The organism is Frigoribacterium sp. CFBP 13729, from assembly GCF_014841875.1.
Classification (GTDB): domain Bacteria; phylum Actinomycetota; class Actinomycetes; order Actinomycetales; family Microbacteriaceae; genus Frigoribacterium.
The window spans coordinates 540,798-563,777 of the sequence record NZ_JACYUR010000002.1 but is presented as its reverse complement, the minus strand read 5'-3'; the positions used below and the strand labels follow the sequence as shown (position 1 = coordinate 563,777).

20 protein-coding genes and 1 pseudogene are annotated in these 22,980 nt (G+C 74.6%); 11 read left to right on the top strand and 10 right to left on the bottom strand.

What is annotated here, in order from left to right:
- Window positions 1-12 precede the first annotated feature (12 nt).
- Window positions 13-3,288, bottom strand: a complete 3,276-nt coding sequence (locus IFT77_RS09020) for a UvrD-helicase domain-containing protein (protein WP_371740998.1) — start codon at window positions 3,286-3,288, stop codon at window positions 13-15.
- Window positions 3,285-6,473: an ATP-dependent DNA helicase gene (locus IFT77_RS09015; protein WP_192041161.1), complete on the bottom strand. Its 3,189-nt coding sequence runs from the start codon at window positions 6,471-6,473 to the stop codon at window positions 3,285-3,287. The genes IFT77_RS09020 and IFT77_RS09015 overlap by 4 nt, the downstream gene beginning before the upstream one ends.
- A gap of 121 nt (window positions 6,474-6,594) precedes the next feature.
- Here IFT77_RS09015 and IFT77_RS09010 point away from each other — a divergent pair, with 121 nt between their 5' ends.
- Together IFT77_RS09010 and IFT77_RS09005 are read left to right on the top strand one after the other, a co-directional pair.
- Window positions 6,595-6,819 carry a DUF3107 domain-containing protein gene (locus tag IFT77_RS09010; RefSeq protein WP_123548145.1) on the top strand — a complete coding sequence of 75 codons (225 nt, stop codon included), beginning with the start codon at window positions 6,595-6,597 and terminating at the stop codon, window positions 6,817-6,819.
- Window position 6,820: 1 nt separating this feature from the next.
- Window positions 6,821-7,111: a hypothetical protein gene (locus IFT77_RS09005; RefSeq protein ID WP_192041160.1), complete on the top strand. Its 291-nt coding sequence runs from the start codon at window positions 6,821-6,823 to the stop codon at window positions 7,109-7,111.
- 30 nt (window positions 7,112-7,141) lie between these two features.
- Here the strand turns inward: IFT77_RS09005 and IFT77_RS09000 are convergent, their stop codons facing one another.
- Entirely contained in the window at window positions 7,142-7,861 is a 720-nt protein-coding gene (locus IFT77_RS09000) for a ferritin-like fold-containing protein (protein ID WP_233569128.1), read from the bottom strand.
- Window positions 7,862-7,948: 87 nt separating this feature from the next.
- Between IFT77_RS09000 and IFT77_RS08995 the strand changes: the two are divergent.
- A pseudogene (locus IFT77_RS08995) lies at window positions 7,949-9,359 on the top strand (DEAD/DEAH box helicase); the annotation flags it as partial.
- A gap of 94 nt (window positions 9,360-9,453) precedes the next feature.
- Here IFT77_RS08995 and IFT77_RS08990 read toward each other — a convergent pair.
- On the bottom strand, window positions 9,454-10,308 hold the full coding sequence (locus tag IFT77_RS08990; protein WP_192041159.1) for a PHP domain-containing protein: 855 nt from the start codon (window positions 10,306-10,308) through the stop codon (window positions 9,454-9,456).
- Between the two features lie 85 nt (window positions 10,309-10,393).
- Between IFT77_RS08990 and IFT77_RS08985 the strand changes: the two genes are divergently transcribed.
- Complete coding sequence (locus IFT77_RS08985; protein WP_192041158.1) at window positions 10,394-11,422, top strand: endonuclease/exonuclease/phosphatase family protein; 1,029 nt, start codon at window positions 10,394-10,396, stop codon at window positions 11,420-11,422.
- Between the two features lie 47 nt (window positions 11,423-11,469).
- Window positions 11,470-13,011 (top strand): aminopeptidase P family protein, encoded by a 1,542-nt coding sequence (locus tag IFT77_RS08980; RefSeq protein ID WP_192169783.1) that lies wholly within the window; start codon window positions 11,470-11,472, stop codon window positions 13,009-13,011.
- 121 nt (window positions 13,012-13,132) lie between these two features.
- Here the strand turns inward: IFT77_RS08980 and IFT77_RS08975 are convergent, their stop codons facing one another.
- From IFT77_RS08975 to IFT77_RS08965, 3 genes are all read right to left on the bottom strand, one after another.
- The gene (locus IFT77_RS08975; protein ID WP_371740997.1) at window positions 13,133-13,993 is read right to left on the bottom strand and encodes a copper resistance protein CopC; all 861 of its coding nucleotides are present in this window, start codon (window positions 13,991-13,993) and stop codon (window positions 13,133-13,135) included.
- Window positions 13,990-14,799: a YcnI family protein gene (locus tag IFT77_RS08970; RefSeq protein WP_192169782.1), complete on the bottom strand. Its 810-nt coding sequence runs from the start codon at window positions 14,797-14,799 to the stop codon at window positions 13,990-13,992. Before IFT77_RS08970 ends, IFT77_RS08975 begins: the two co-directional genes overlap by 4 nt.
- Window positions 14,800-14,913: 114 nt before the next feature.
- A complete protein-coding gene (locus tag IFT77_RS08965) occupies window positions 14,914-15,540 on the bottom strand; it encodes a hypothetical protein (protein WP_192169781.1) in 627 nt (208 codons plus the stop codon).
- 505 nt (window positions 15,541-16,045) lie between these two features.
- On the opposite strand from IFT77_RS08965, the gene IFT77_RS08960 reads away from it, so the two are divergent.
- Window positions 16,046-16,813, top strand: coding sequence for a hypothetical protein (locus IFT77_RS08960; RefSeq protein ID WP_192169780.1), 768 nt, complete (start codon window positions 16,046-16,048; stop codon window positions 16,811-16,813).
- Between the two features lie 51 nt (window positions 16,814-16,864).
- On the opposite strand, the gene IFT77_RS08955 is transcribed toward IFT77_RS08960, so the two are convergent.
- Window positions 16,865-17,362 (bottom strand): general stress protein, encoded by a 498-nt coding sequence (locus IFT77_RS08955; RefSeq protein ID WP_192041153.1) that lies wholly within the window; start codon window positions 17,360-17,362, stop codon window positions 16,865-16,867.
- Between the two features lie 71 nt (window positions 17,363-17,433).
- On the opposite strand from IFT77_RS08955, the gene IFT77_RS08950 reads away from it, so the two are divergent.
- From IFT77_RS08950 to IFT77_RS08940, 3 genes are read left to right on the top strand one after another with little or no spacing between them, the layout of a single operon-like run.
- Window positions 17,434-18,765 (top strand): magnesium transporter MgtE N-terminal domain-containing protein, encoded by a 1,332-nt coding sequence (locus tag IFT77_RS08950; RefSeq protein WP_133738542.1) that lies wholly within the window; start codon window positions 17,434-17,436, stop codon window positions 18,763-18,765.
- Window positions 18,752-19,294 carry a DUF1003 domain-containing protein gene (locus IFT77_RS08945; RefSeq protein WP_192041152.1) on the top strand — a complete coding sequence of 181 codons (543 nt, stop codon included), beginning with the start codon at window positions 18,752-18,754 and terminating at the stop codon, window positions 19,292-19,294. Before IFT77_RS08950 ends, IFT77_RS08945 begins: the two co-directional genes overlap by 14 nt.
- Window positions 19,287-20,447 carry an Mrp/NBP35 family ATP-binding protein gene (locus IFT77_RS08940; RefSeq protein WP_371740996.1) on the top strand — a complete coding sequence of 387 codons (1,161 nt, stop codon included), beginning with the start codon at window positions 19,287-19,289 and terminating at the stop codon, window positions 20,445-20,447. The genes IFT77_RS08945 and IFT77_RS08940 overlap by 8 nt, the downstream gene beginning before the upstream one ends.
- Before the next feature lie 183 nt (window positions 20,448-20,630).
- Here the strand turns inward: IFT77_RS08940 and IFT77_RS17195 are convergent, their stop codons facing one another.
- A complete protein-coding gene (locus IFT77_RS17195; protein ID WP_255416193.1) occupies window positions 20,631-20,753 on the bottom strand; it encodes a hypothetical protein in 123 nt (40 codons plus the stop codon).
- A gap of 243 nt (window positions 20,754-20,996) precedes the next feature.
- Here IFT77_RS17195 and IFT77_RS08935 point away from each other — a divergent pair, with 243 nt between their 5' ends.
- On the top strand, window positions 20,997-21,911 hold the full coding sequence (locus tag IFT77_RS08935; protein WP_123548134.1) for a LysR family transcriptional regulator: 915 nt from the start codon (window positions 20,997-20,999) through the stop codon (window positions 21,909-21,911).
- Between the two features lie 46 nt (window positions 21,912-21,957).
- Here the strand turns inward: IFT77_RS08935 and IFT77_RS08930 are convergent, their stop codons facing one another.
- Window positions 21,958-22,359: a Sec-independent protein translocase TatB gene (locus tag IFT77_RS08930; protein WP_123548342.1), complete on the bottom strand. Its 402-nt coding sequence runs from the start codon at window positions 22,357-22,359 to the stop codon at window positions 21,958-21,960.
- A gap of 68 nt (window positions 22,360-22,427) precedes the next feature.
- Between IFT77_RS08930 and IFT77_RS08925 the strand changes: the two genes are divergently transcribed.
- On the top strand, window positions 22,428-22,980 hold a 553-nt coding region (locus IFT77_RS08925), incomplete at its 3' end, for an O-methyltransferase (RefSeq protein WP_371740995.1).

Here is a 22,980-nt window from a genome sequence, read left to right as displayed (position 1 = left end):
CTGGGCGGCGGGCTACTCGGCCTGGCCTCCTGCCTCCACCGCGTCCCAGAGGGCCGTCAGCTCGTCCCTGTCCGCGATGTGCCGGGGCTCGACCACGACGTCGTCCGCCACGAAGTAGAAGGCCGCGTCGATGTCGTCCGCCGGCACGCCGCGGAACGCGGAGTACGCCTCGCGGTAGAGGGCGAGCTGCAGCTGCCGAAGCTCGAGGTCCGCGTCGTCCGTCGGGGCTCGACCGGTCTTCCAGTCGACCACCTGGAGGCGCCCCTCCCGCTCGAAGACGGCGTCGATCTTGCAGATGACCGTCCGCCGTCCGAGCGGCAGGTGGACCTCCAGCTCGACCTCGACCGGCTCGAGCCGTGCCCAGGGAGACCCCTCGAAGGTGGCCTGGAGCTCGACGAGACGGCGCGCGTCGTCGGGATCGACGAGTCCGTTCCCGCCGCGCTCCTCGTCGTCGTCGAGGTCGAGCTCGAGACCCCACGCGTCGAGCAGCTCGGCGCGGCCGGTCGGCCGGTAGCGCTGCTCGACCCACTCGTGGAACAGGGTGCCGAGGCGCGTCGCCCGGTAGGGGCGCTCCGGCAGCGGACGTCGGAGGGACGAGGCGACGCCGGAGGGGTCGCTCACGTAGTCCTTGAACCGGGACGCCGGGATGCGCTGCGGCAGGTCGATGCTGCCGGCCCGCCGGCGGACGGCCTCTCGCTCGAGCAGGAGCAGCTCGATGTCGTCGGCCCACGGCCCCACGTCCTCCCGCCGCCGGGCCGCCGCGTCGACCACCTCGCCGGTGCCGTCCTCCCCCGACTCGCGAGCTCGGAGGGTGCGCCCGACCCGTACGGCGGCGCGCTCGACCCGTGCGCGCCTCGGGCCCAGCGGGTCGACGGGCCAGACCAGCTCGCGCGACGACTGGGCGAGAGGGTCGGACTCGTCGTCGGGCTCGACCGGCACCGCCTCGGCCGGGACGAGGCCCGCCTCCACAAGCTCGGCCAGGTACCTGCTCGGCTGCCGCGGCTTCACGGTCGACGACCAGAACGACCCGCTGAGCAGCAGGGCCTCCTTCGCTCGGGTGAACGCGACGTACGCGAGGCGCCTCTCCTCGGCGAGGTGCCGACGCCGGAGGTCGTCCTTGAAGGCCGCGAGTCGCTGGTCGAACTCCTTCTGGTCGTCGACGGAGCGCCAGGCGAGGTCCGGCAGCTCGGCGGCGTCGCCGCGGAACTCGTAGGGCAGCTCGCCGAAGCCGAGCCAGCCGACGCCCTCGCGCGACGTGCCGGGCAGCTCGCCCTCGACGAGGCGCGGGACGGCGACGAGGTCCCACTCGAGGCCCTTGGAGCCGTGCACGGTGAGCAGCTGGACGGTGCCGGGCTCGCCGTCGTCCGACCTCGGCCCCATGTCGTCACGCCGCTCGGCCGCGGCCAGCCAGGAGAGGAAGCCGCCGAGGGCGGCGTTCTCGTCCGCCGCGACGTAGCCCGTCAGCTCGTCCTCGAAGGCCTGCAGCCACGCGCCGCCGTGGCCCTGCCCCGTGGCGGCCGCGACCTCGACGTCGAGCAGCATCTCCTGCTGCACCAGCGTCACGAGGTCGACAAGGTCGAGGCCCGTGCGCCCGCGCAGGAACGCCAGCTGCGAGCCCAGCCGCCGCATCCGGGCGAGGCCCTCGTCGCTCAGCCCGCGCAGTTGTCCGTGCCCGTCGGGCGCCGTGGCCACGAAGTCGAGCGCGTCGACCAGGGAGCCGTGCTCGCCCACGGCGACGGACGCGCGGAAGCCCGCGGCGACCTCGTCTCCCAGCACCTGCTGCGCGTGGTCGTGGGCGAACAGCCAGGAGGCGACGGACCGGAGCGCCGCGACGTCGTGCAGGCCGATCCGCCAGCGCGCACCCGTCATGAGCCGGATGAGCTCGGACCCGGCCGAGGGGTCGTGGAGCACCCGGAGGCAGGACACCAGGTCGACGACCTCGGGGCGCTGCAGGAGCCCGCCGACGCCGAGCACCCGGTAGGGCACCCCGCGCTCGGCGAGCGCCTCGACGAAGGCGGGCATCGTCTTCTTGGACCGGAAGAGCAGCGCCGCAGTGCGCGGCGACGGGACGCCGTCGACGACGGGCGGGTCGGCGAGCTCGCGGGCGAACCAGGCCGCGACCTGGTCCGCCTCGGCCGGCAGGGTCTGCTCGAAGAGCGTCTCGACCCGGCCGTCGGGGGCCGTGGGCCGGGCTCGCAGCTCGCCGACCGGCACCTCGGACGCCGCCGCCAGCTCGGCCACCACCACGTTGGCGGCGTCGAGCACGCCTCGGGAGTTGCGCCAGCTCGTCGAGAGGCTGTAGACGGCGTCGGGCTCGGCCCCGAAGTCGACGGGGAACCGGCCGAGGTTCGCCGCGGAGGCGCCCCGGAAGCCGTAGATGGACTGGTGCGGGTCGCCGACCGCCATCACGCCCGTGGAGGCGAACAGGCGCGACAGCAGGCGCGTCTGCACGACGCTCGTGTCCTGGTACTCGTCGAGGAGCACGACGCGGAAGCGCGCGCGCATCGCGTCGACGACCTCGGGGGCCGTGTCGCAGACGTCGAGCGCGAGCGCCACCTGGTCGGAGTACTCGACGAGGCCCCGACGCGCCTTCTCGTCGGCGAACTGCTCGGCGAGCGCCACGAGCGGCGGCAGCGCCGACACCGCGGCGACCGCGTCGGTGACCGACTTGTAGGCCGACCCCTTGGTCGAGGGCAGGCCCGCGAGGTCGAGGAACCGGTCGCTGAGACGCAGCACGTCGTCGCCGTCGGCCACGTTCTCGCTGAGGGCGTGGCTCAGCCGGAGCACCGCCTCCGTCAAGGAGTCGACGCTGCGTCCGAGCCCGGCGAGGCGCTCGTCGCGGCTCGCGACGACCAGCGACCGCGCCAGCTGCCAGGCCGAGGCCTCGCCGAGCACCTGCGACTCGGGTTCGCGACCCACGCGGAGGGCGTCGTCGCGGAACACCCCGTTGGCGAAGGCGTTGTACGTCGACACGGTGGGGACGTCGAACGGGTCGGGGTCGTCGCCCAGCAGCCCCGCCTCGCCGAGCTGGCGGATGCGCTTCTCGATGCGTTCGCCCAGCTCGCCGGCGGCCTTGCGCGTGAAGGTCAGGCCGAGCACCTGCGAGACCTCGACGTGGCCGTTGGCGAGCAGCCAGACGACCCTGTTGGCCATGGTCTCGGTCTTGCCGCTGCCGGCGCCCGCGACCACGAGGGCGGGCACGAGCGGCGCCTCGATGACGGCCTGCTGCTCGGGCGTCGGCTCGGGCAGGCCGAGGCGCACCGCGACGTCGACCGCCGACAGGCTCACGAGCTGACCTCGCCGACGACGTGGATGCGGCAGGAGCCACCGGTCCTGCCCTCGCAGTGCTCGTCGAGGCGGGCCAGGAAGACCTGCCCCGCCATGCCCTCGGCCGCGGTCTCGACGCGGCCGCGGAACTCCTGGAGCATCTCGGCGTCGAAGGCGGCCTGGGCGGGTTCCCGGTAGAGCTTGCCCCGCACGCCGGAGGACACGACGACGAGCTTCGCTCCGCCCGGCGGCGTCCCCTCCGGCACGCTCTCGACCGCGCCGTCGGCGAGGGCGAGCTGGTAGCTGCCGAGCTGCGGGTGGGCGGCGATGGCCGCCGACGACGTCGGCGCAGCTCGCCCGGTCTTGAGGTCGACGATGACCGCGGCGCCGTCGCGGGTGCGCTCGACCCGGTCGATCGAGCCACGGAGGCGCGCCGGGCCGGTGTCGAGGGTGAAGGTCGACTCCGCGCCGATCAGCTCGCCGCCCGACTGCGCGAAGTCGCGCAGGTAGGAGGCGAGGCTCTCGGTCATCTGCCGGGCTCGGCGCTTCTCGGCCTCGGCGATCCAGGGCGACTCGAAGTCGAGCTCGTCCCAGCGCTCCTCGACCGCGTCCCACAGGGCCTCGACGTCGGTGTCGAGCGCGTGCTCCATGACGGAGTGGAGGACCGTGCCGATGCCCATCGAGGCGTTGGGCGCCGATCCGCCGAACCGGTCGACGAACCAGTGCAGCGGGCACTCCTCGAACGAGCCGAGCTGGGAGGGCGAGACCGCGACGTGGGCCTCGGGCTCGGTGAGGTCGACCAGGGGTGCCGACGTGCTCGGCTCGGCGAGGCCGTACCACTCGCCCGGGTGCGCCCCGGCGACGCCGGCCGCGGCGAGACGGGCCAGGCCCGCCGTCGCCGACTCCGCGCGGCCCTGGTGGGTCGACTCGACCACGACGTGCCGGAGGTGACCCACGAGGCCGCGGAGCGAGAGCGGGTGCCCCCCGGACGGCGACGGCGCGTCGGTCGGCAGCAGCCGGAAGAAGACCGACGGCCCCTCGTCGTCGTCGGAGGTGCAGGAGAGGACGACCTGGCGACGCGCTCGCGAGACCGTGAGCGCGAACATGCGCAGCTCGTCGCTGAGCACCGCGGCACGGGCGTCGACCGGGGTCGGCCCCTGGTCGGGTCCCTCGCCCGCCTGCGCCGCGTCGACCAGGTCGTCGGGGCCGAGCAGGGCACCGCGCACCCGGAGGTTCGGCCACACGCCGTCCTGCAGGCGGGCTGCCACGACGACGTCGACCTCGAGGCCCACCGCGGCCGACGGGGTGCAGACGAGCACCGACTCGGCGGACGCCTGCGGCGAGAGGGTGTCCTCAGGCACCTCGGCGCCGAGCAAGGCGTCGAGGAACCCGACGGCGGGGGCCTCGGGGGTGCGCTCGACGAACCGCTTCGCGGCCGTGAACAGCGCGACCACCCCGTCGAGGTGCCGGTCGGCCTCGGCCGCCACGATGCCCCGGCCCGCGGCGCGGGCGCTCCACTCGCGCGCGAGGCCGCTTCTGTCCCACAGCCCCCAGAGGACTTCCTCGATGCTGGCGCCGGCCGCGGCCTCGCGACGGGCGCCGTCGAGGCTGGCCGCGAAGCGGCCCGCCCGGGCCGCCGGCCTCGAGTCGATCGTCGCGAAGCGTCCCGGCCCGGCGAGCGCCTCGACGAGGAGGGCGTCGGCGGAGCGCGTGCCTCCCCCCGCGAGCTCGTCCGCCCGCAGGGCGAGCCGGAGGCGGCGCAGGGACAGGGCGTCGAAGCCCGCGAGCGGGCCGAGCAGGAGCTCGGCCGCGAGGTCGGCCGTGAGCTCGTCGCGCCCGACGGCCACCGAGGCGGCCAGCAGGAGGTGTCGCGCCCCGTGCTCGTCGCGGACGGCACGTCCCGCTGCTGAGGTGCGCGTGGGGACGTCGGCCAGCTGGAGGCCGCGGGCGACGCCGGGCACCTGGCCGCCGCTGCGCACGACGACCATCATGCTCGACCACGGGACGCCGGAGACGAGGTGGTGCTCGCGGAGCACGCGCGCCACCGTCGAGAGCTCGTGGGCGGGGCTGTCGGCCTGGACGGAGAGCACCGGAGGGACGTCACGGCCAGGCTGCACGTCCGGACGAAGGCCCGGCGCGCCCTGAGCGCCCGGCACTCCCGCCGCGGGCCGCCCGGGCTCGGCGGCGTGCTGACGCCCGGCGCCGGCCGTGCCGATGCGCGCGGTGACCCGCTGCACGAGCTCCCGGAGCGGCGGGTCGTGACGGTGCGCGGTCGACAGCCACAGCGTCCGCGCGTCGGGCAGGCCGAGCCGCTGCCCGAGCCGGCCGAGCACGTCGGGGCTGCCGCCGCGGAACGCGCTCGTGGCCAGGTCGGGATCGCCGAGCGCGATCACGGCGACCCCGCGGCGCGCCAGGGCGCGGAGCAGGGCGACCGTGGACTCGGTGGCCTCTTGGGCGTCGTCGACGAGCACGGCGCGGAGGCCGTCGACGACCGGCGCGGTCTCGCCGCGGTCGAGCGCCGCCACGGCCCAGTCGACGAGCTCGGCCGAGTCGAGTCGGCGGCCCGGCATGGCGTCGACGACGACGTGGTACTCGTCGACGAAGTCGGCGACGGCGGCCCACTCGGGCCGGTCGCGCGCCGCGGAGAGCCGACGCAGGTCGTCGGGCGAGAGGCCCTGCTCGGTCGCGCGCATCATCACCTCGCGCAGCTCGGTGCGGAACCCGCGCAGCACGCGGACGCGGGGGCCGAGGACGTCGGGCCACCGAGGGCCCGTGCCGTCGACCTCGTGGCCCTCGAGCATCGAGCGCACGACCGAGTCGTGGTCCCCGCCGGTCAGGAGCGCGGGCGGCTCGGCGCCGGCGAGACGGGCGGCGTGGCCGACCACGTCGAAGGCGAGGGACGAGACGGTGCGCGCGAGGGGGCCGGGGGTGGGCACGTCGAGCCGGGCGGCAAGGACGTCACGGAGGCGCGTGGCCGTCGTGCGGGACGGCGTCAGCGCCGTCACGGAGCCGGGCGCCCAGCCGCGCGTCTCGAGCCGGTCGGCGACGAACTCGACGAGGGCGGTCGTCTTGCCGGTGCCCGGGGCCCCGATCACCGCGGCGGAGACGCCGTCGGGCAGGTCGAGCACCGCCCGCTGGGACGCGTCGAGCTCGACCGCCGACCGCGTGTCGGTGCCCGAGACCGGGCGGAAGGAGGTCGTCACCATGCGCTCGACGCTAGCGGCTGCCGCCGACACCGAGGAGCGACGCGGGCCGGTGCCGCGACGCCGCTTGCGCTCTCGGTGAACGCGTCAGGCCGCACCGGGCCGGGTCGGATATCGTGACGACGTGGACATTCGCATCGGCATCACCAACAGCCCCCGTGAGATCAGCTTCGAGACGTCGCAGACCGCGGCCGAGGTCGAGGCGATCGTCGCCGACGCCCTCGACGGCAGCAAGACGTACGTCACCCTCGCCGGCTCGAAGGGCAAGACCTACCTCGTGCCCACCGCCTCCCTCGCCTACGTCGAGGTCGGCTCCGACGAGAACCGCCGCGTCGGCTTCGTCAGCTGACATGGAGCTCCTCTTCGTCGTGCTCGGCGGTGCGCTGCTGGGCTTCGTCGCCCACTTCGCCCTGCCGGCGCACGACACCCGCGGGGTGCTCCTGGCCCCTGCGGCCGCGGCGGCCGTGGCGGCCGTCGCCTGGGAGGTCCTCCTCCTGGCAGGCCTGAGAGCCGACGGCGGCTGGATCTGGGTCGTCGCCCTGCTGCTGGCGGGCGTGGTCGCGATCGTGGTCTGCCGCGTCGCGGCGACGGCGAGGAGACGCCGCGACGGCGACCTGCTCGCCCGCCTGATGCGGGGCTGACACCGCGCGCTGCCCCGCAGCGAGGTGTCGTCAGGCCGTGAGGCCGAGGGCGTCCATCCGGCGCGTGTGCGCCGCCACGAGCTCGGTGAAGACGGGCTCGAGCCGTTCGTCGTCGGCGGACTCGTGCGACGCGGAGATCGCCGCGCGGGCCACGAGCAGCGTGTCGCCGACGAGTCGGCGGCCCCACAGGGCCAGGCGCGACGCGAGCTGCGGGTCGTCCTCGATGGCCGCCGAGAGCTCCGCCACGATGGCGGACTCGTCGTCTCCCGCCTCCAGCACCCGCACGATCCGTTCGCGGTGGTCGGCGGTCAGTCCCGCCGCCAGTCGGACGAAGACGTCGTTCAGCAGGCCGGCGGCGACGTAGGAGGCGAGGATGGCCTCGTGCCAGTCGGCGCCCTCGGTGCGTCGACGGAACTCGTCCACGGCGTGGCGGTGAGGTTCCATCGAGACCGTCGGGTCGCCCCCGGTGCGCTCGATCTCGGCGAGCAGGCCCCGGTGCCGGTCGAGGGTGCTGCCGGCCACGCGGGCGGTCATCCGCTGCGCGCGCACGTGCGGGGCGGACTCCGCAGCACGGCCGAGGCCCTCGAAGAGGGACAGCTCGAGGTAGGCGGCCTGCCCGAGGTACACGTCGAGGTCGGGGGTGAAGTCGCCGAGCTCGACCCGGTTCACGGGCACGGCCTTGGAGGCGGGCCGCGGCCACTGGATGGACGGGACGCCGCGCTGAGACCTCCGGCCCTTCCATGACACCACGCCGCAAGCTTACGGGGTCCGGGGGTCGCGGCCGCACGACGGGCTAAACTGTCCGCGATCCGCCTACACATGAGACAGGGCAACTACGTGACTTTCACCGATCTTCAGATCGACCAGGACATGGTCGACGCACTGGCTGCGAAGGGGATCCTCGAACCGTTCCCCATCCAGACCCAGACCATCCCGCTCGCGCTCTCCGGCCAGGACATCATCGGCCAGGCCAAGACGGGCACCGGCAAGACCCTCGGCTTCGGCCTCCCCGTCGTCCAGCGCATCGGCCTCTCCCCCGAGCCCGGCGTCAAGGTGCTGGTCGTCGTCCCGACCCGAGAGCTCTGCGTCCAGGTCGCCGAGGACCTCGAGGTGGCCACGTCGAACCGCGACACCAAGGTCGTCAGCATCTACGGCGGCAAGGCCTACGAGGGCCAGGTCGAGCAGCTCAAGGCCGGCGCGCAGATCGTGGTGGGCACCCCCGGGCGCCTCCTCGACCTGGCCGGCCAGCGCCTCCTCGACCTCAAGGGCGTGCAGGAAGTGGTGCTCGACGAGGCCGACAAGATGCTCGACCTGGGCTTCCTCAGCGACATCGAGAAGATCTTCCAGCAGGTGCCGGCGACGCGCCACACCATGTTGTTCTCGGCGACGATGCCCGGCCCGATCGTGGCGCTGGCCCGCCGCTTCATGACGAAGCCGATCCACATCCGCGCCACCGACCCCGACGAGGGCCTGACGCAGGCGAACATCAAGCACGTCGTCTACCGCGCCCACTCGCTCGACAAGGACGAGGTCATCGCGCGCATCCTGCAGGCCGAGGGCCGCGGCAAGACCGTCGTCTTCACCCGCACCAAGCGCGCCGCCGCGAAGCTGGTCGAAGAGCTGAACGACCGCGGCTTCAACGCCGCCGCCGTGCACGGCGACCTCAACCAGGAGCAGCGCGAGCGCGCGATGGCGGCCTTCAAGGCCGGCAAGAAGGACATCCTGATCGCGACCGACGTCGCGGCGCGCGGCATCGACGTGAACGACGTGACGCACGTGATCAACCACACGGTCCCCGACGACCACGACACGTACCTGCACCGCGCCGGCCGGACGGGCCGCGCGGGCAAGACCGGCATCGCGGTCACGTTCGTCGACTGGGACGACCTGCACAAGTGGGCTCTCATCGACCGGGCCCTCGACATGGGCCAGCCCGAGCCCGTCGAGACCTACTCGTCGAGCCCGCACCTCTTCGAGGACCTCGACATCCCCGCCGGCACCAAGGGCCGCCTCAAGTCGGCCCCGAAGGCCGCCGTCGAGGGCGGCGCCGCCACGGCCCGCGAGCGCAACCCCGGCTCGCGCAGCCGGTCGCGCGGCGCCGAGGGCGACTCCGGTCGTCGCGGGAGCGAGCAGTCGTCGCGACGCGACCAGGCGCCCCGCCGTGACCAGGCTCCGGCCGAGGCCCCCACGGCTGCGCCCGCTGGCGACGGCGAGGCCCCTCGCCGACGCAGCCGCACGCGGCGTCGCCNCCCCGCACCGTCACGGTGCGGGGCCTCCGTCGTCGCCGGGCCCGCGCGGCGGACGGATCGATCGACCGCGTCCGCCGGCGCACCTCGGGACGATCAGCCCTCGACGGGCCGCCAGCCGGTCGCGGCGTCGACGATGCGCGCCAGCTGCTCGGGGTCGGTGCTGTTCTCGCCCAGCCGGTTGGGCTTGCCCGTCCCGTGGTAGTCGCTCGAGCCGGTCGTGATGAGGTCGTGCCGGGCCGCGAGCTCGCGCAGGCGCTCGGCGCCCGCCTCCGTGTTCTCGCGGTGCCGCACCTCGACGCCCAGCAGGCCCGCCTCGACGAGCTGCTCGAACGACCGCGCCGAGATGTTCGTGTCGCGTCCGCGCGTCGCCGGGTGGGCGATCACGGGGACGCCGCCGGCTGCACGGATGAGCCGGATCGCGTCGATCGGGCTGGGCGCCTCGTGCGGCTCGTAGTAGCCGGAGCGCCAGTGCAGGATGCCGGCGAACGCCGCGCTGCGGTCGGGCGCGAGGCCCGCGGCGACGAGGGCGTCGGCGATGTGGGGCCGTCCCAGGGTCGCGCCCGGCGTCGACTGGGCCAGGACGTCGGCCCAGCTCACGTCGTAGTCCGCCGCGATCCGCTCGACGATGCGCTCGGCGCGGTGCAGCCGGCTGTCGCGCAGGCGTGCCGTCTCGGCGACGAGCGCGGCGTCCTCGGGGTCGAACAGGTAGGCCAGCATGTGCACGCTGTTCATGCCGAGCCTCGTGCTCATCTCCATGCCCGGGACGAGCGTGAGGCCGGTGCCCGCGACGGCCCGGGTGGCCTCGGACCAGCCGGCCGTCGAGTCGTGGTCCGTGAGGGCCACGACGGCGAGGTCCGCGGAGACGGCCGCAGCCACGAGCTCGGCGGGGGTCTCCGTGCCGTCCGAGACGCTGCTGTGGGTGTGCAGGTCGATCGGGCGGTGGGGCATCCCCTCATCGTAGGCCGACACCGCTCCGGCCCGCCCGAGCGTCCTCCCTGCACAGGACGGGCGGTCGCCTATGCTCGGTCCCGCCATGATCCGTCGTCTCGTCGCCTTCGTCATCGTCCTCGCGGTCGCCGCCGCCCTGTTCGTCGTGCTCTGGCCGCAGCAGCTCGACCTCCAGCGGACGTGGCCCGTCGCCCAGCTGGTCTCGTTCCGCGGTGCGGCAGCGGCCGTCGCCGGCGTGCTGGCCGTGGTCCTCTTCGTCGTCGGGATCGCGGCTCGTCCGCTCCGGTCGATCGCCGCCTCCCTCGGGGTGCTGCTGCTCGTCTTCGGGGCCGTGTCGATCGGCGTGGCCGCCGCCAGGGGCATCGGCCGCGACGACTTCGTCGAGGCGCTGCCGACCGACCTGACGGTCGTGGTCTGGAACACCGAAGGAGGCGCGCCCGGCGCCGAGGCGATCGCCGCGTTGGCCGTCGAGGAGGGCGCGGAGATCGTGAGCCTTCCCGAGACGAGCGCCGAGACCGCGACCGCGGTGGCCGACGCCATGGCGGTGGCCGGGTTGCCGATGACCGTCAAGACCGTCGAGTACCCCGCCCAGGGCGGCTCGGAGCCGACGTCGTTGCTCATCGCGGCGGCCCTCGGCGAGTACACCGTCGCCCTGGCCGAGGACGGCACCGCCGTCGAGACGACGCCGCTCATGCCCTCGGTGGTCGCCACCCCGGCCTCGGGGACGGGGCCGACCATCGTCGCCGCCCACCCCGTCGCGCCGACGACCGCGCAGATGGACCCGTGGGAGGCGGGCCTCCGGTACCTCGCGGACGCCTGCACGGACGGGAACGTCATCATGGCGGGCGACTTTAACGCGACCCTCGACCACATGGCCGGCCTCGGGACCGCGGGCGGCGCCCTCGGCCGGTGCCGCGACGTCGGGGTGACGACCGCGAACGCCGGCCTGGGCACCTGGCCCACCGACCTCCCGCCGCTGCTCGGCACCCCCATCGACCACGTCCTCGCGACGCGTTCCTGGATGCCGACCGGCTACAAGGTCGTCACCGACCAGGACGAGGCCGGCAGCGACCACCGCCCCGTCGTCGCGCAGCTCACCATGACGGGCGCCTGACCCCGCACCGGGTTGGACGGCCCGCGACTTCGCGGGACAATGGCGGCATGGACGCACAGAAGGCACCCCGTGCCACCACGAACCGATCGACCACCCCCCGCTCGGACTCGTTCAAGGACTACATCTCGTCCCGGTGGGCCGATCGTGACGAGGTGATGCCGGCGGCGCGCGAGGAAGCCGCCTTCGCCGCCGCGCGCCGGGCTCGCCTCTCCGAGCTGCACCGGGGCGAGCGCCTCGTCGTCCCGGCCGGGCGCGCGAAGGTCCGCTCGAACGACTGCGACTACCCGTTCCGGGCGCACTCCGCCTTCGCGCACCTGACCGGCTGGGGCTCCGCCACCGTGCCCGGCTCGGTGCTCGTCCTGGAGCCCGCCGGCGACGGACACGAGGCCACGCTGTACTTCCGCGCCAGCGCCGGTCGCGAGTCGGACGAGTTCTACGCCGACCCCGAGATCGGGGAGTTCTGGACGGGACCTCGCCCCTCGCTCGCGCAGGTCGGTGCCGACCTCGACCTCGCCACCCGTGAGCTCGCCGAGCTCGACGCGGTCGTCGCCTCGTCGACCGGCGCCACCCTCGTGCTCCGCGAGGCCGACCCCGAGCTGACCGCGCGCGTCGACGCCGTCGTCGCGGCCGCCGTCGACTCCGCCGGCCCGGACGAGACGGGCACGGACGAGACGGGCACGGACGAGACGGACGCGGACGCGACCGACGCCGACCTGACGTCCGCCGCAGCCGTCGACGTCCTGGCCCGCGACGCGAGCGAGCTGCGCCTCGTCAAGGACGCGTGGGAGGTGGCGCAGATGCGGCAGGCGGTCGCCGTCACCGGCCGCGGCTTCTCGGACGTCATCGCGGACTTCGACGACATCGTCGCCCACCCCCGCGGCGAGCGCCTCGTCGAGGGCACCTTCAACCGCCGCGCCCGGGCCGACGGCAACACGGTGGGCTACGACACCATCGCGGCCTCCGGCGACCACGCCTGCGTGCTGCACTGGACCCGCAACGACGGCCCGGTCGCCGACGGCGACCTGATCCTGATCGACGCCGGCATCGAGCTCGACAGCCTCTACACCGCCGACATCACCCGGACGCTGCCGGTGTCGGGCCGCTTCAGCGACGTGCAGCGACTCGTCTACGAGGCCGTGCTCGAGGCCGCAGATGCCGCCTTCGCCATCGTGCGCCCCGGCATCGCGTTCCGCGAGATCCACGCCGCCGCGATGCAGGTCATCGCCGAGCGCACCGCCGAGTGGGGCTTCCTGCCCGTCAGCGCCGCGGAGAGCCTCGAGCCCGACCACCAGTACCACCGCCGCTACATGGTGCACGGCACGAGCCACCACCTCGGCATGGACGTGCACGACTGCGCAGCCGCGCGTCGCGACCTCTACCTCGACGGCGTCCTCGAGCCCGGCATGGTGTTCACCATCGAGCCCGGCCTGTACTTCCAGCCCGACGACCTCACCGTGCCCGAGGAGTTCCGCGGCGTCGGCGTCCGGATCGAGGACGACATCCTGGTGACGGCCGACGGTGCCGAGAACCTCTCGGTCGGCATCCCGCGCACGGTCGCGGACGTCGAGGCCTGGATCGCCCGCCCGTAGCACCGTTCCCACGGGGAGACCCTCGGCCCCCACGGGAAGAGCCCCGGTCCCCCTCAGGGGGCCGGGGCTCTCGTGTGGCCGGAGCACGGGCCCCGCAGGAGGCGCGTGCCGTGCAGCTGCGTCAGTCGCGCCCGGTGCCGGGCCCCGACTCCGTGCCGTCCACGCCGTCAGCGCGTCCCGCGCCGTCCACGCCGTCGGTCCGGTCCACCTCGCCCGCGGGACCGGCGACGTCGTCGCCGCGCCGTCGGCTCGTCACGAGCACGACGACCACGGCCACGAGCGCCAGCACGACGATGCCGATCCCGATGCCCACGACGAGGCCGAGGTTCGACTGGTCCGGGTCGGCGGTCTGGGCGAGGGCCTCGCCGGTGGCGCCGTCGGTCGGGTCCGCCGAGACCGACGGGACGGCTGCGCCCGTCGACTCCGCGCCTCCCGGCTCCTCCGAGGCCGTGGGCTGCCCCGCACCGGCCGCGCCCGCGCCCTCGTCCGAGGTGTCGCAGGCGGGCCGGGTGGCGGCTCCCTCGGCGACGCTCGCCCCGGCGGGCGGCGCCCAGGTGAAGGGCAGCGACGCCGACACGGTGTGGCCGTCAGCCGAGACGGCCTGGTACGTCATGGTGTAGTCGCCCGCCGCGCCGAGCGCGACCCCGGTGCTGAGGGTGGCCCCGCCGGTGGCCGAGCAGCCGTCCTCGAAGTGCCGCCCGGAGGCGTCGGTCACCTCGAGCACGTTCGACGAGCCGGTGCCCGACAGGTCGAGGATCACGTCGTTGAAGGTGATCGACGCCTCGGTCAGCTCGGCGGTCTGCGTGCTGCCCTCGGCGGGCGTGCTGCTCACGACGTAGTCGTGCGCCGAGGCGGACGAGACCGGTGCGAGCGCGAGCAGGCCCGCCGCCCCGACGCCCAGGACGCCGACGACGAGGGCGGCACGGGACGGTCGCCGACCGGCCGGCGCGCGACCGGGCAGGGGCGAGGAGGCGCGGATCACCGGCGCTCCCCCGCCCCGTCCGTGCCGGGTCGGGTCGCACCCGCGGCGCGAGGCCGTCGGGTCAGCGCCACGACGCTCACGACGAGCGCGACGGCGCCGAGCGCGAGACCGCCGGTGCCGAGACCCACGGCGACCGAGTCCGAGGCGGAGCCGGCGTCGCCGGACGACGAGTCGTCGCCCGCGGCGACGGCGGCGCCGTCCGCACCGCCCGACATGTCGTGGCCGCCGTGCTCGTCGGCGGGCGGGGCGTCCTCGACGTACAGCACCGGGGCCGGGAACTCCGGCTCCTCGCCCGAGGCCGGAGTCTCGTCCGCCCAGTCGACGACCGAGCCGTCCGAGTAGGTCTGGTGGGCGGGCAACGTGATCGAGCCGGTCTCCGGCACCGCTCCTGCGGAGATGACGAACTGCTGGAACTCCCCCGGGCCGACCTGGGTGCCGGGGTCGGCCGTCCAGGTGACCTCGGTGGGCGCCTCCGTCACGGTCGCGCCGTCGAGCTGGACGGGCTCGGGGAGGGTGCTCGTGGTGACGACCGTGGTCCAGCCGGGCAGCGGCTGGTAGGTGACCGACGTGAAGGGCGTGTCGGTCGGGAGGTCGACGGTGAGGCCGACGGTCCCGGCCGTGGCCGACTCGGTCGGCACCTTGAAGGTGAGGGTGGCGTACGAGCCGGGGTCGACCTGGGCCGGGTTCACGCGCACGTGCGCCGACGCCGCCAGGGGGGCGGCGAGCGTGAGCAGTGCCGCGGCGCCGAGGGCTGCGGCGACGCGCGCGGCGGCGGCCGGACGCGAGGAGGAGCGGGTGGTGGTCATGGTGATGGTCCTGTCTGGCCGCGCGGCGGCGGCCGGTGTCGTCTGGTCCGGGCCTCGTCGTCGAGCGGACGGCGGGCCGGGCACCGGCGTCGGGAGTCGACGCCGGTGCGGTGGTCAGACGGGCAGGGGCGGACCGCGGAGGGGCCTCGCGCCGATCGCCCGGAGGGGCGGCGCACGCCGCCCCGGCAGGGCGAGGACGGGACGGAGGCGCGGGCCCGTGCTCACGGGCGGCACGGCCCCGGAGAGAGCACGACGGACGCGGGCGAGGCCGTGGACGGCCACCAGAGCCAGGCGCTCGAGGCAGTGGGCGCCCCAGCGCAGCCCGACCGCGGTGACGAGCGCGGCGGACGCGTGCGCGGCCCACATCAGCCCGCCGGCCATCGCCATGTGGTGCCCGCCGGGCGCGGCGAGCACGTCGGACGCGCCGGCCGTGACGACCAGGGGCGAGTGGTGCCCGCCCACGGCCGAGGAGCCGGAGCCGGAGCCGGCGGCGGCGGCGCCCAGCGAGAACAGGAGGTGGAACGCGAGCTGGCTGGCGGCGACCGAGACGGCGAGACGGAGCAGCGAGGCCCGGCGGCCGGTCAACGCGATGCAGAGGGGCACCGAGAAGGCGAGCGCGAGCACCACCCCGAGCGTGCCGGGCTCGGCGCCGCCGCCCGCGACGTGCGAGAAGGCGGCGACGACGACGGAGAAGCCGGCGGTCAGCCAGCCGCGGACGAACCGCGTCCATCTCGGGGCCATGGCGCTCTCTCGGGGTCGGGGACGGTCGCGCCAGTTTAGCGGCGGCCGGGGTCGGCCACGGGCCGGGACGGGACAGGTCCGTCGACGCCGAGCGACCTCTCCCGCCGGTCGCGGCGGGGAGGCAGGCGAGGGCTGCAGATGCAGTCGCCGTCGCCGCTCTGGGACAGCGGGGTCACGGGTCGACAACGATCCCGCACGACGGGTCGGGCGCCTCCTACGCTCGCCCCATGGGGCGGCTGAGCACGACCACGACGACCGGGGCGGTGCTCGTCGTGCTGCTGGTCACGGCGGGCTGCGCCCTCGACGCCACGGCGCCGCCTCGGCCCGTGGCCGAGGTCGTCGAGGGTCCCCCCGACTGCGCGCTGAGCACCGACGCCTGGATCGTGCCCGAGCCGGGCGCCGCGCCGTCGGCCGCTGGTCCGCACGCCTCGAGACGACCTGGACGGACGACCTCGACCGGCTGCTCGCCGCCCTCGCCCTGCCCGATGAGACCGGCGGCTCGGGCGTGTGCACCGCTGACATGGAGATCGTGCCCGACCTCTGGCTGACCTCGGCCGACGGACGGTCGATGCGCGCGGCCTGGCCGGTGACCCCGTGCGGCGGGACGCTGCCCGGCACGCACGACGTGCTCGACGCGCTCCCCGTCGAGGAGGAACGGCTCGTCCGCGTCTCGCTCGTCCAGAGCCGGGCGGCGCTCGACGCCGGCTGCAGCATGCAGGCCTCCCTGCCCTGGATGCTCGGCGTCGGGACCACGACCAGGATCGAGGGCCTGGAGCCCGACGACGTCGTGACCGACGACGCGGCCGGCACGACGACGGTGCCGGCCGTCCCCGCCCAGCCGATGGCGCCTCCTGCGCTGCCCGACCCGGCCGACCTCGACCGCGCCTGCGTGTACGCGGTCGACCCGCCGCTCCCGGAGCCCGCGGCGCCCACCGACAGCCCGTTCGGCACCGGCGCCGGGTCAGGGTCCGCGGCGGCGCCGGGGACGATCTCGAAGTCGGTCACGAGCGGGACGTTCACGCGGGTCGTGCCGCTCGCGGACGGAGTCGGGTCCCGGCTGGTGCTCGCCGCGGGGCAGCCGTCGACACCCGGGCTCGAGCAGTGCGACGCGACGACGACGTCGTTGGTGACGCTCCCCGACCACGCGGCGGGCGCTTCCTTGCCGTCGGACCCGCTGCTCACCGCCGAGCTGGACGGCTGCGGGCGGCTGCTGACGAGCGACGGAGGCGCGAGGCCCCTCCCCGAGGACCTCGCGGCGGCGCTGCGCGGCTGACCGGACCGGCGGGCGTGCCGGCCGACCGGACCGATCGACGAGCTGGTCGCCTCACCGCCCGGTCTGCGGCCCCGCGAGGATCTGCTGCGCGCGGTGGGTGAGCTCCGGGTCGACGACGATCTGGTAGCTGCGGGCGAGCACCTGGTGGGTCGAGGTGAAGTCGCGGCGGCGCCGGCTGATCGCGAAGCTGGCGAGTCCGTAGAGCATGCCGAAGCCGGCGCCGATCAGCGACGCCGCCAGGATCGTCGTGACGGAGGCGGTGTCGGGCGAGAAGAGGAGCATGACGGCCCCGAAGAAGACGCCGATCCAGAGGCCCGTGACGGCACCGGCCAGCGCCGCACGGCCGTAGGTCAGCCGGCCGGTGACCCGCTCGACCGTGGTGAGCTCGTTCCCGATGATCGCGAGCTGCGCGATGGGGAAGTCGGCGTGCGACAGGCGCTCGACGACGGCCTGGGCCTCGGGGTAGCTGGCGTACGTCCCGAGGACGTCGCCGCGGGGCAGGGTCGGGACGCTCGGCGCTCGGCGGCCCCAGGGGCTCGGGTTCGTCATGAGAGCAGTGAAACACGTCGGCATGGACGGCAGCACGCGGCGCGGTCGGGCTGAGCGACTAACTTGGAGGCGTGAGCGCCACCAGAGTCTTCGTCGCCCGTCTCGCCGGGTGCTCCGTCTTCGACCCCGCCGGCGACAAGGTCGGCAAGGTGAGGGACGTCCTCGTCGTCTACCGCCGTGAGGACCCGCCGCGGGTCGTCGGCCTGATCGTCGAGGTGCCCGGCAAGCGCCGCGTCTTCGTCAGCATCGGCCGGGTCACGAGCATCGGCTCGGGGCAGATCATCACGAGCGGCACGATCACCCTGCGTCGCTTCGAGCAGCGCGGGGGCGAGACCCGCGTCATCGCCGAGATGCTCGGCCGACGGGTCTCCCTGCGCCGGGACGGCGGCCGCGCCGTCGTCGAGGACGTCGCGATCGACGAGGTCAGCGAGGGCGACTGGGAGATCGGCCAGCTGTTCCTGCGCCGCCCGAAGACCACGCCGTCGCCCTTCGGGAAGGGCCCCACCGCGTTCGCCACGTGGGACGAGGTCGTGGAGGAGAACGAGCCCGGCGAGGCCCAGAGCGCCGAGCACCTCATCGCCGCCTACTCCGACCTCGTGCCCGCCGACCTCGCGAACACGCTGCTCGACCTGACCCCCGAGCGCCGCCTCGAGGTGGCCTCCGAGCTGTCCGACGACCGCCTGGCCGACGTGCTCGAGGAGCTGCCGGAGGACGAGCAGGTCGAGATCTTCTCCCAGCTCGACGACCAGCGCGCCGCGGGCGTGCTCGACCAGATGCAGCCCGACGACGCCGCCGACCTCATGTCCCAGCTCGGCGACGAGCGCAAGGAGCAGCTGCTCCAGCTGATGGAGCCGGAGGAGGCGGACGACGTCCGCATGCTGCTCAGCTACGACGCCGACACCGCCGGCGGCCTGATGACCACCGAGCCGGTGATCGTCTCCGCCGACGCGACGGTGGCCGAGGGCCTCGCCCTGATCCGGCGCCACGAGTTGGCGCCGGCGCTCGGGGCCGCCGTCTGCGTCACGCTGCCGCCGTACGAGCCGCCGACCGGCCGGTTCCTCGGCATGGTGCACTTCCAGCGGATGCTCCGCTACCCGCCCAACGAGCGCCTCGGCACGCTGCTCGACCAGCAGCTCGAACCGGTCCGCGTCGACGCGACCGCCCTCGAGGTGACGCGGGTCATGGCGACGTACAACCTCGTCAGCGTGCCCGTCGTCGACGCCGCCCACCGCCTCGTCGGGGTGGTGACCATCGACGACGTCCTGGACCACGTGCTGCCCGACGACTGGCGCAGCAACGACCAGGACAGACCGCTCAGCCGCTCCCGGGCGCGTGCCCGCCGCGCCCCCCTGACCACGACCCCGACGACTACCCCGAGGAGGACCACCGGTGGCACGCGATAACCGGAGCACCGTCCGACTCGACTCGCCCAAGGGCCTCCGCACCCGGGTGCTGCCGGGGCGGCGCCGTGCGGGGCGCGACCGCTTCGGCCGCGCCACGGAGGCGATCGCCCGGGCCATGGGCACGCCGCAGTTCCTGATCGCCCTGACGGCGTTCTGCGTGCTGTGGATGGTCTACAACACGACGGCGCCCGACTCGATCCGCTTCGACAGCGCCGCGATCGGCTTCACGGCGCTGACGCTGATCCTCTCGCTGCAGGCCTCCTACGCCGCGCCCCTGATCCTCCTCGCGCAGAACCGCCAGGACGACCGCGACCGCGTCCAGTTCGAGCAGGACCGCCAGCGGGCCGAGCGCAACCTCGCCGACACCGAGTACCTCGCGCGCGAGGTCGTGGCCCTGCGCATCGCGATCCGCGACATGGCCAGCAAGGACTTCATCCGGGCCGAGCTGAGGGGGCTGCTCGACGAGATGGACCGTCGGGACGAGGAGGCGGCTGCGGCGGCCACGACGGACGACGCGCCCCGTGGCTGACACCGCTGACGCAGGCACCCCCGCCGCTCGCGTGCTGACGGCGCTGGGATCGGTGCTCGACCCCGAGATCCGCCGACCGGTCACCGAGCTGGACATGATCGGCGACGTGTCGGTCGACGCTGCGGGCGCGGCGACGGTCTCGGTCAAGCTGACCATCGTGGGCTGCCCCGCGGCCGACACGATCGAGCGCGACGTGCGCGCCGCGACGGCCTCGGTCGACGGCGTCACGGACGTGACGGTCGCCGTCACCGTCATGACGAAGGAGGAGCGACACGCGCTCACCGAGAAGCTGCGGGCCGGACGGGGCGCCCGCGTGCAGCAGTTCGGGCCGGACTCGCTCACCCGCGTCATCGCGGTCACCAGCGGCAAGGGAGGCGTGGGCAAGTCGACCGTGACCGCCAACCTCGCCGTCGCGCTCGCGGCCCGCGGCCTGTCGGTCGGCATCGTCGACGCCGACGTCTACGGCTTCAGCATCCCGGGCCTGCTCGGCCTGGTCGGCCCGGACGGCGCCGCCGTCAAGCCCACGCAGGTCGACGACATGATCCTGCCCCCCGTGGCCCACGGGGTGAAGGTGATCTCGATCGGCATGTTCGTCGACGACTCCTCCGTCGCGGTGGCCTGGCGCGGACCGATGCTGCACCGCACCATCCAGCAGTTCCTCACGGACGTGTTCTTCGGCGACCTCGACGTGCTGCTGCTCGACCTGCCGCCCGGCACGGGCGACGTCGCGATCTCGGTCGGGCAGCTGCTGCCCCACGCCGAGGTGCTCGTCGTGACGACGCCGCAGCCCGCGGCGGCCGACGTCGCCGAGCGCAGCGGCGTCGTGGCCCGCCAGACCGGCCAGCGCCTCCTCGGGGTGGTCGAGAACATGGCCGGGCTCGCCCAGCCCGACGGCACCGTGCTCGAGCTGTTCGGCACCGGAGGCGGCGCCGAGACCGCACGCCGCCTCTCAGCCGGGCAGGAGGCCGACGTGCCGCTGCTCGCCAGCGTGCCGCTGAGCCTCGGGCTGCGCGAGGGCGGCGACCTGGGGGCGCCCGTCGTCGTCGCGGCGCCCGACGACCCTGCGGCGCGGGTCATCGACGCGCTCGCGGGCACCCTCGCGGTGCGCCCGCGCAGCCTCGTCGGCCGCCGGCTGGGCCTCAGCGTCAGCTGACGGCGTCGCCTGACGGCATCCGGGTGCACGAGAGGCCCCCGTGCAGGTGCACGGGGGCCTCTCGGGTGTCTCGATCACTCGCCTCTCGCGGGCCGTCGCGCTCAGGAGGAGACGCGACCTGCCCGCCGACTCGTCATCGGTTCCAGCACGGACCGGCGGCGAGGGGAGGCGGCGACGAGCCGACTAGGACCAGCGGGTGAAGGTGCGGGTCGGGATGGCGCGGTAGCCGTCGCGGGCGACCGCGACGACGGATCCGACGATGCCGATGCTCGCGGCGACGGCCAGGACGATGATTCCGGTGAACATGTTCTTCTCTTTGTCTGCGCTGTCGCGCGGTGTGGGCAGGACGATCGACCGCCTCCTGGACCGGGTCGTGCAGGGCACGACGACAGGTCTCGTAGGCGGTCGGTCAGCCTCGTTGCGGATGCTCGGGACCAGGTCGACCGAGCGGAGAGGGCATGGGGTCCCTCTGATGACAAGGTCAAGTCTGCGCCCTCACAAAGGGAAGCACAACCATGCTTTTCTACCGTGACACCGTAGAATCGCTACATGGACGTCAAGAGGCTCGAACTGCTCCGGGAACTCGCCGAGCGGGGCAGCATCGCCGCCGTCGCCAAGGCGACGCACCGCACCCCGTCGGCCGTCTCGCAGCAGCTGAAGGTGCTCGAGAAGGAGGCCGGGGTCGCCCTGACCGAGCGGGTGGGCCGAGGCGTCGTCCTGACGGGCTCGGGCCGCGTCCTCGCCCAGACCGCCACCGACGTGGCCGTGGCCCTCGAGCGCGCCCAGGCCGTCTGGGCCGACTTCGTCGCGACGCCCCAGGGCGAGGTCACCCTCGCGACCTTCCCCACCGGCGGGCAGATGCTGCTGCCGGGCCTGCTCCGGACCATCGCCGAGACGCCGGGCCTCACGGTCGTGGCGACCGACCACGACCCGTCGATCCTCGAGTTCGCCGACCTCGCCGCCGACCACGACGTCGTCGTCGCGCACTCCCCCGACGGGCGCGCCTGGCGGGGGCGCGGGCTCGTGACGGTCCCGCTGCTCACGGAGCCCCTCGACGTGGCGCTGCCGGCCGACCACCGCCTCGCGGGACGGGCCTCGCTCTCGCCGGGCGACCTCGAGGGCGAGACCTGGATCGGGGTCCCGACCGACTTCCCGTTCGAGTGGGTCTACCGCGAGATCGAGCGCGTCACGGGCAGCCCCGTGCGCGTCGCCCAGCGCTTCAGCGACACCAAGGTGACCGAGTCGCTCGTGGGGGCCGGCCTCGGCATCGCGGTGCTGCCGCGGTTCACCGCGAAGGAGGCGCGGGACGACATGGTCCTGCTGCCCCTCGAGAGCATCCGAGCCGTCCGCTACGTCTCGGTGCTGATGCGTCGCGACCGGGCGGAGCGGCCGTCCGTCCGCCGCGTCGTCGACGCCCTGCGCGCGGAGGCCTCGCGGGTCGCCGCGCTGCACGGCGGGGTCTGACGCGGTGCTGCAGGGCCGGAGCTGCGCGACCGGCGGCGGGGCAGGGCTAGGTCGCCTCGGCGTCCCACGGGGGCACCTCGCCGACCGCGAGCGGCTCGGGCGCCGGCCGTGGGCCGCCGCCGGGGAGCCCGACCGACACGGCAGCCGCCGTCGCCGGGGCCATGGCGCCCGACACGGGCTTGGTGGCGGCCTCGGGGGCGTCGAGGAGGGCGTCGCGGATGATGCGCCGCGGGTCGTACTGCCGCGGGTCGAGCTTCTGCCACTCGACCTCATCGAACTCGGGCCCCATCTCGTCGCGCATGCGGGCCTTCGCGCCGTTCGCCATGTCGCGCAGGCTGCGGACGAGCTGGGCCAGCTTCGAGGCGTAGCCGGGCAGGCGCTCGGGGCCGAGGAGGAAGACGGCGAGCACGCCGATCACCAGGAGCTTGTCGAACGTCAGACCGAACAGGGACACGCATGCAGACTAACGTCTGCCCCCGACAGCCAGCCCCTAGGCTTGGGCACCGAGGAGTGAGTGTGTCGCAGATCGAATCGAGCTGGAAGTTCGCGGAAGAACTCGTGACGGAGAGCGGACCGCTGGCCGAGGCTCGGCAGCACTCGCTCGAGGTCGGGGTCGAGGCCGTCTCCCCCGCCGTCGGCGCGCAGCTGGCCGTCGCCACCGCCTCGTCGCGGGCCCGCAGCATCATCGAGATCGGCACCGGGGTCGGCGTCAGCGGCCTCTGGCTGCTCGCCGGTGCGCCCGACGCGACCCTCACCTCCATCGACCGTGAGATCGAGCACCAGCAGGCGGCGCGCGACGCCTACCTGCGCGGCGGCGTGCCCGCCGCCCGGGTGCGCCTGATCACCGGCCGGGCCGCCGAGGTGCTGCCCCGCATGAACGAGAACAGCTACGACGTGGTCTTCGTCGACGCCGATCCCGGCTCCGTCATCGAGTACGTCGAGCACGGACTCCGGATGGCCCGCCCCGGCGGCCTCGTGCTCGTCGCGCACGCGCTGTGGCACGGTGCGGTCGCCAACCCGGCCAGGCGCGACGCGACGACGACGGGGTTCCGCACCCTGCTCACCGAGG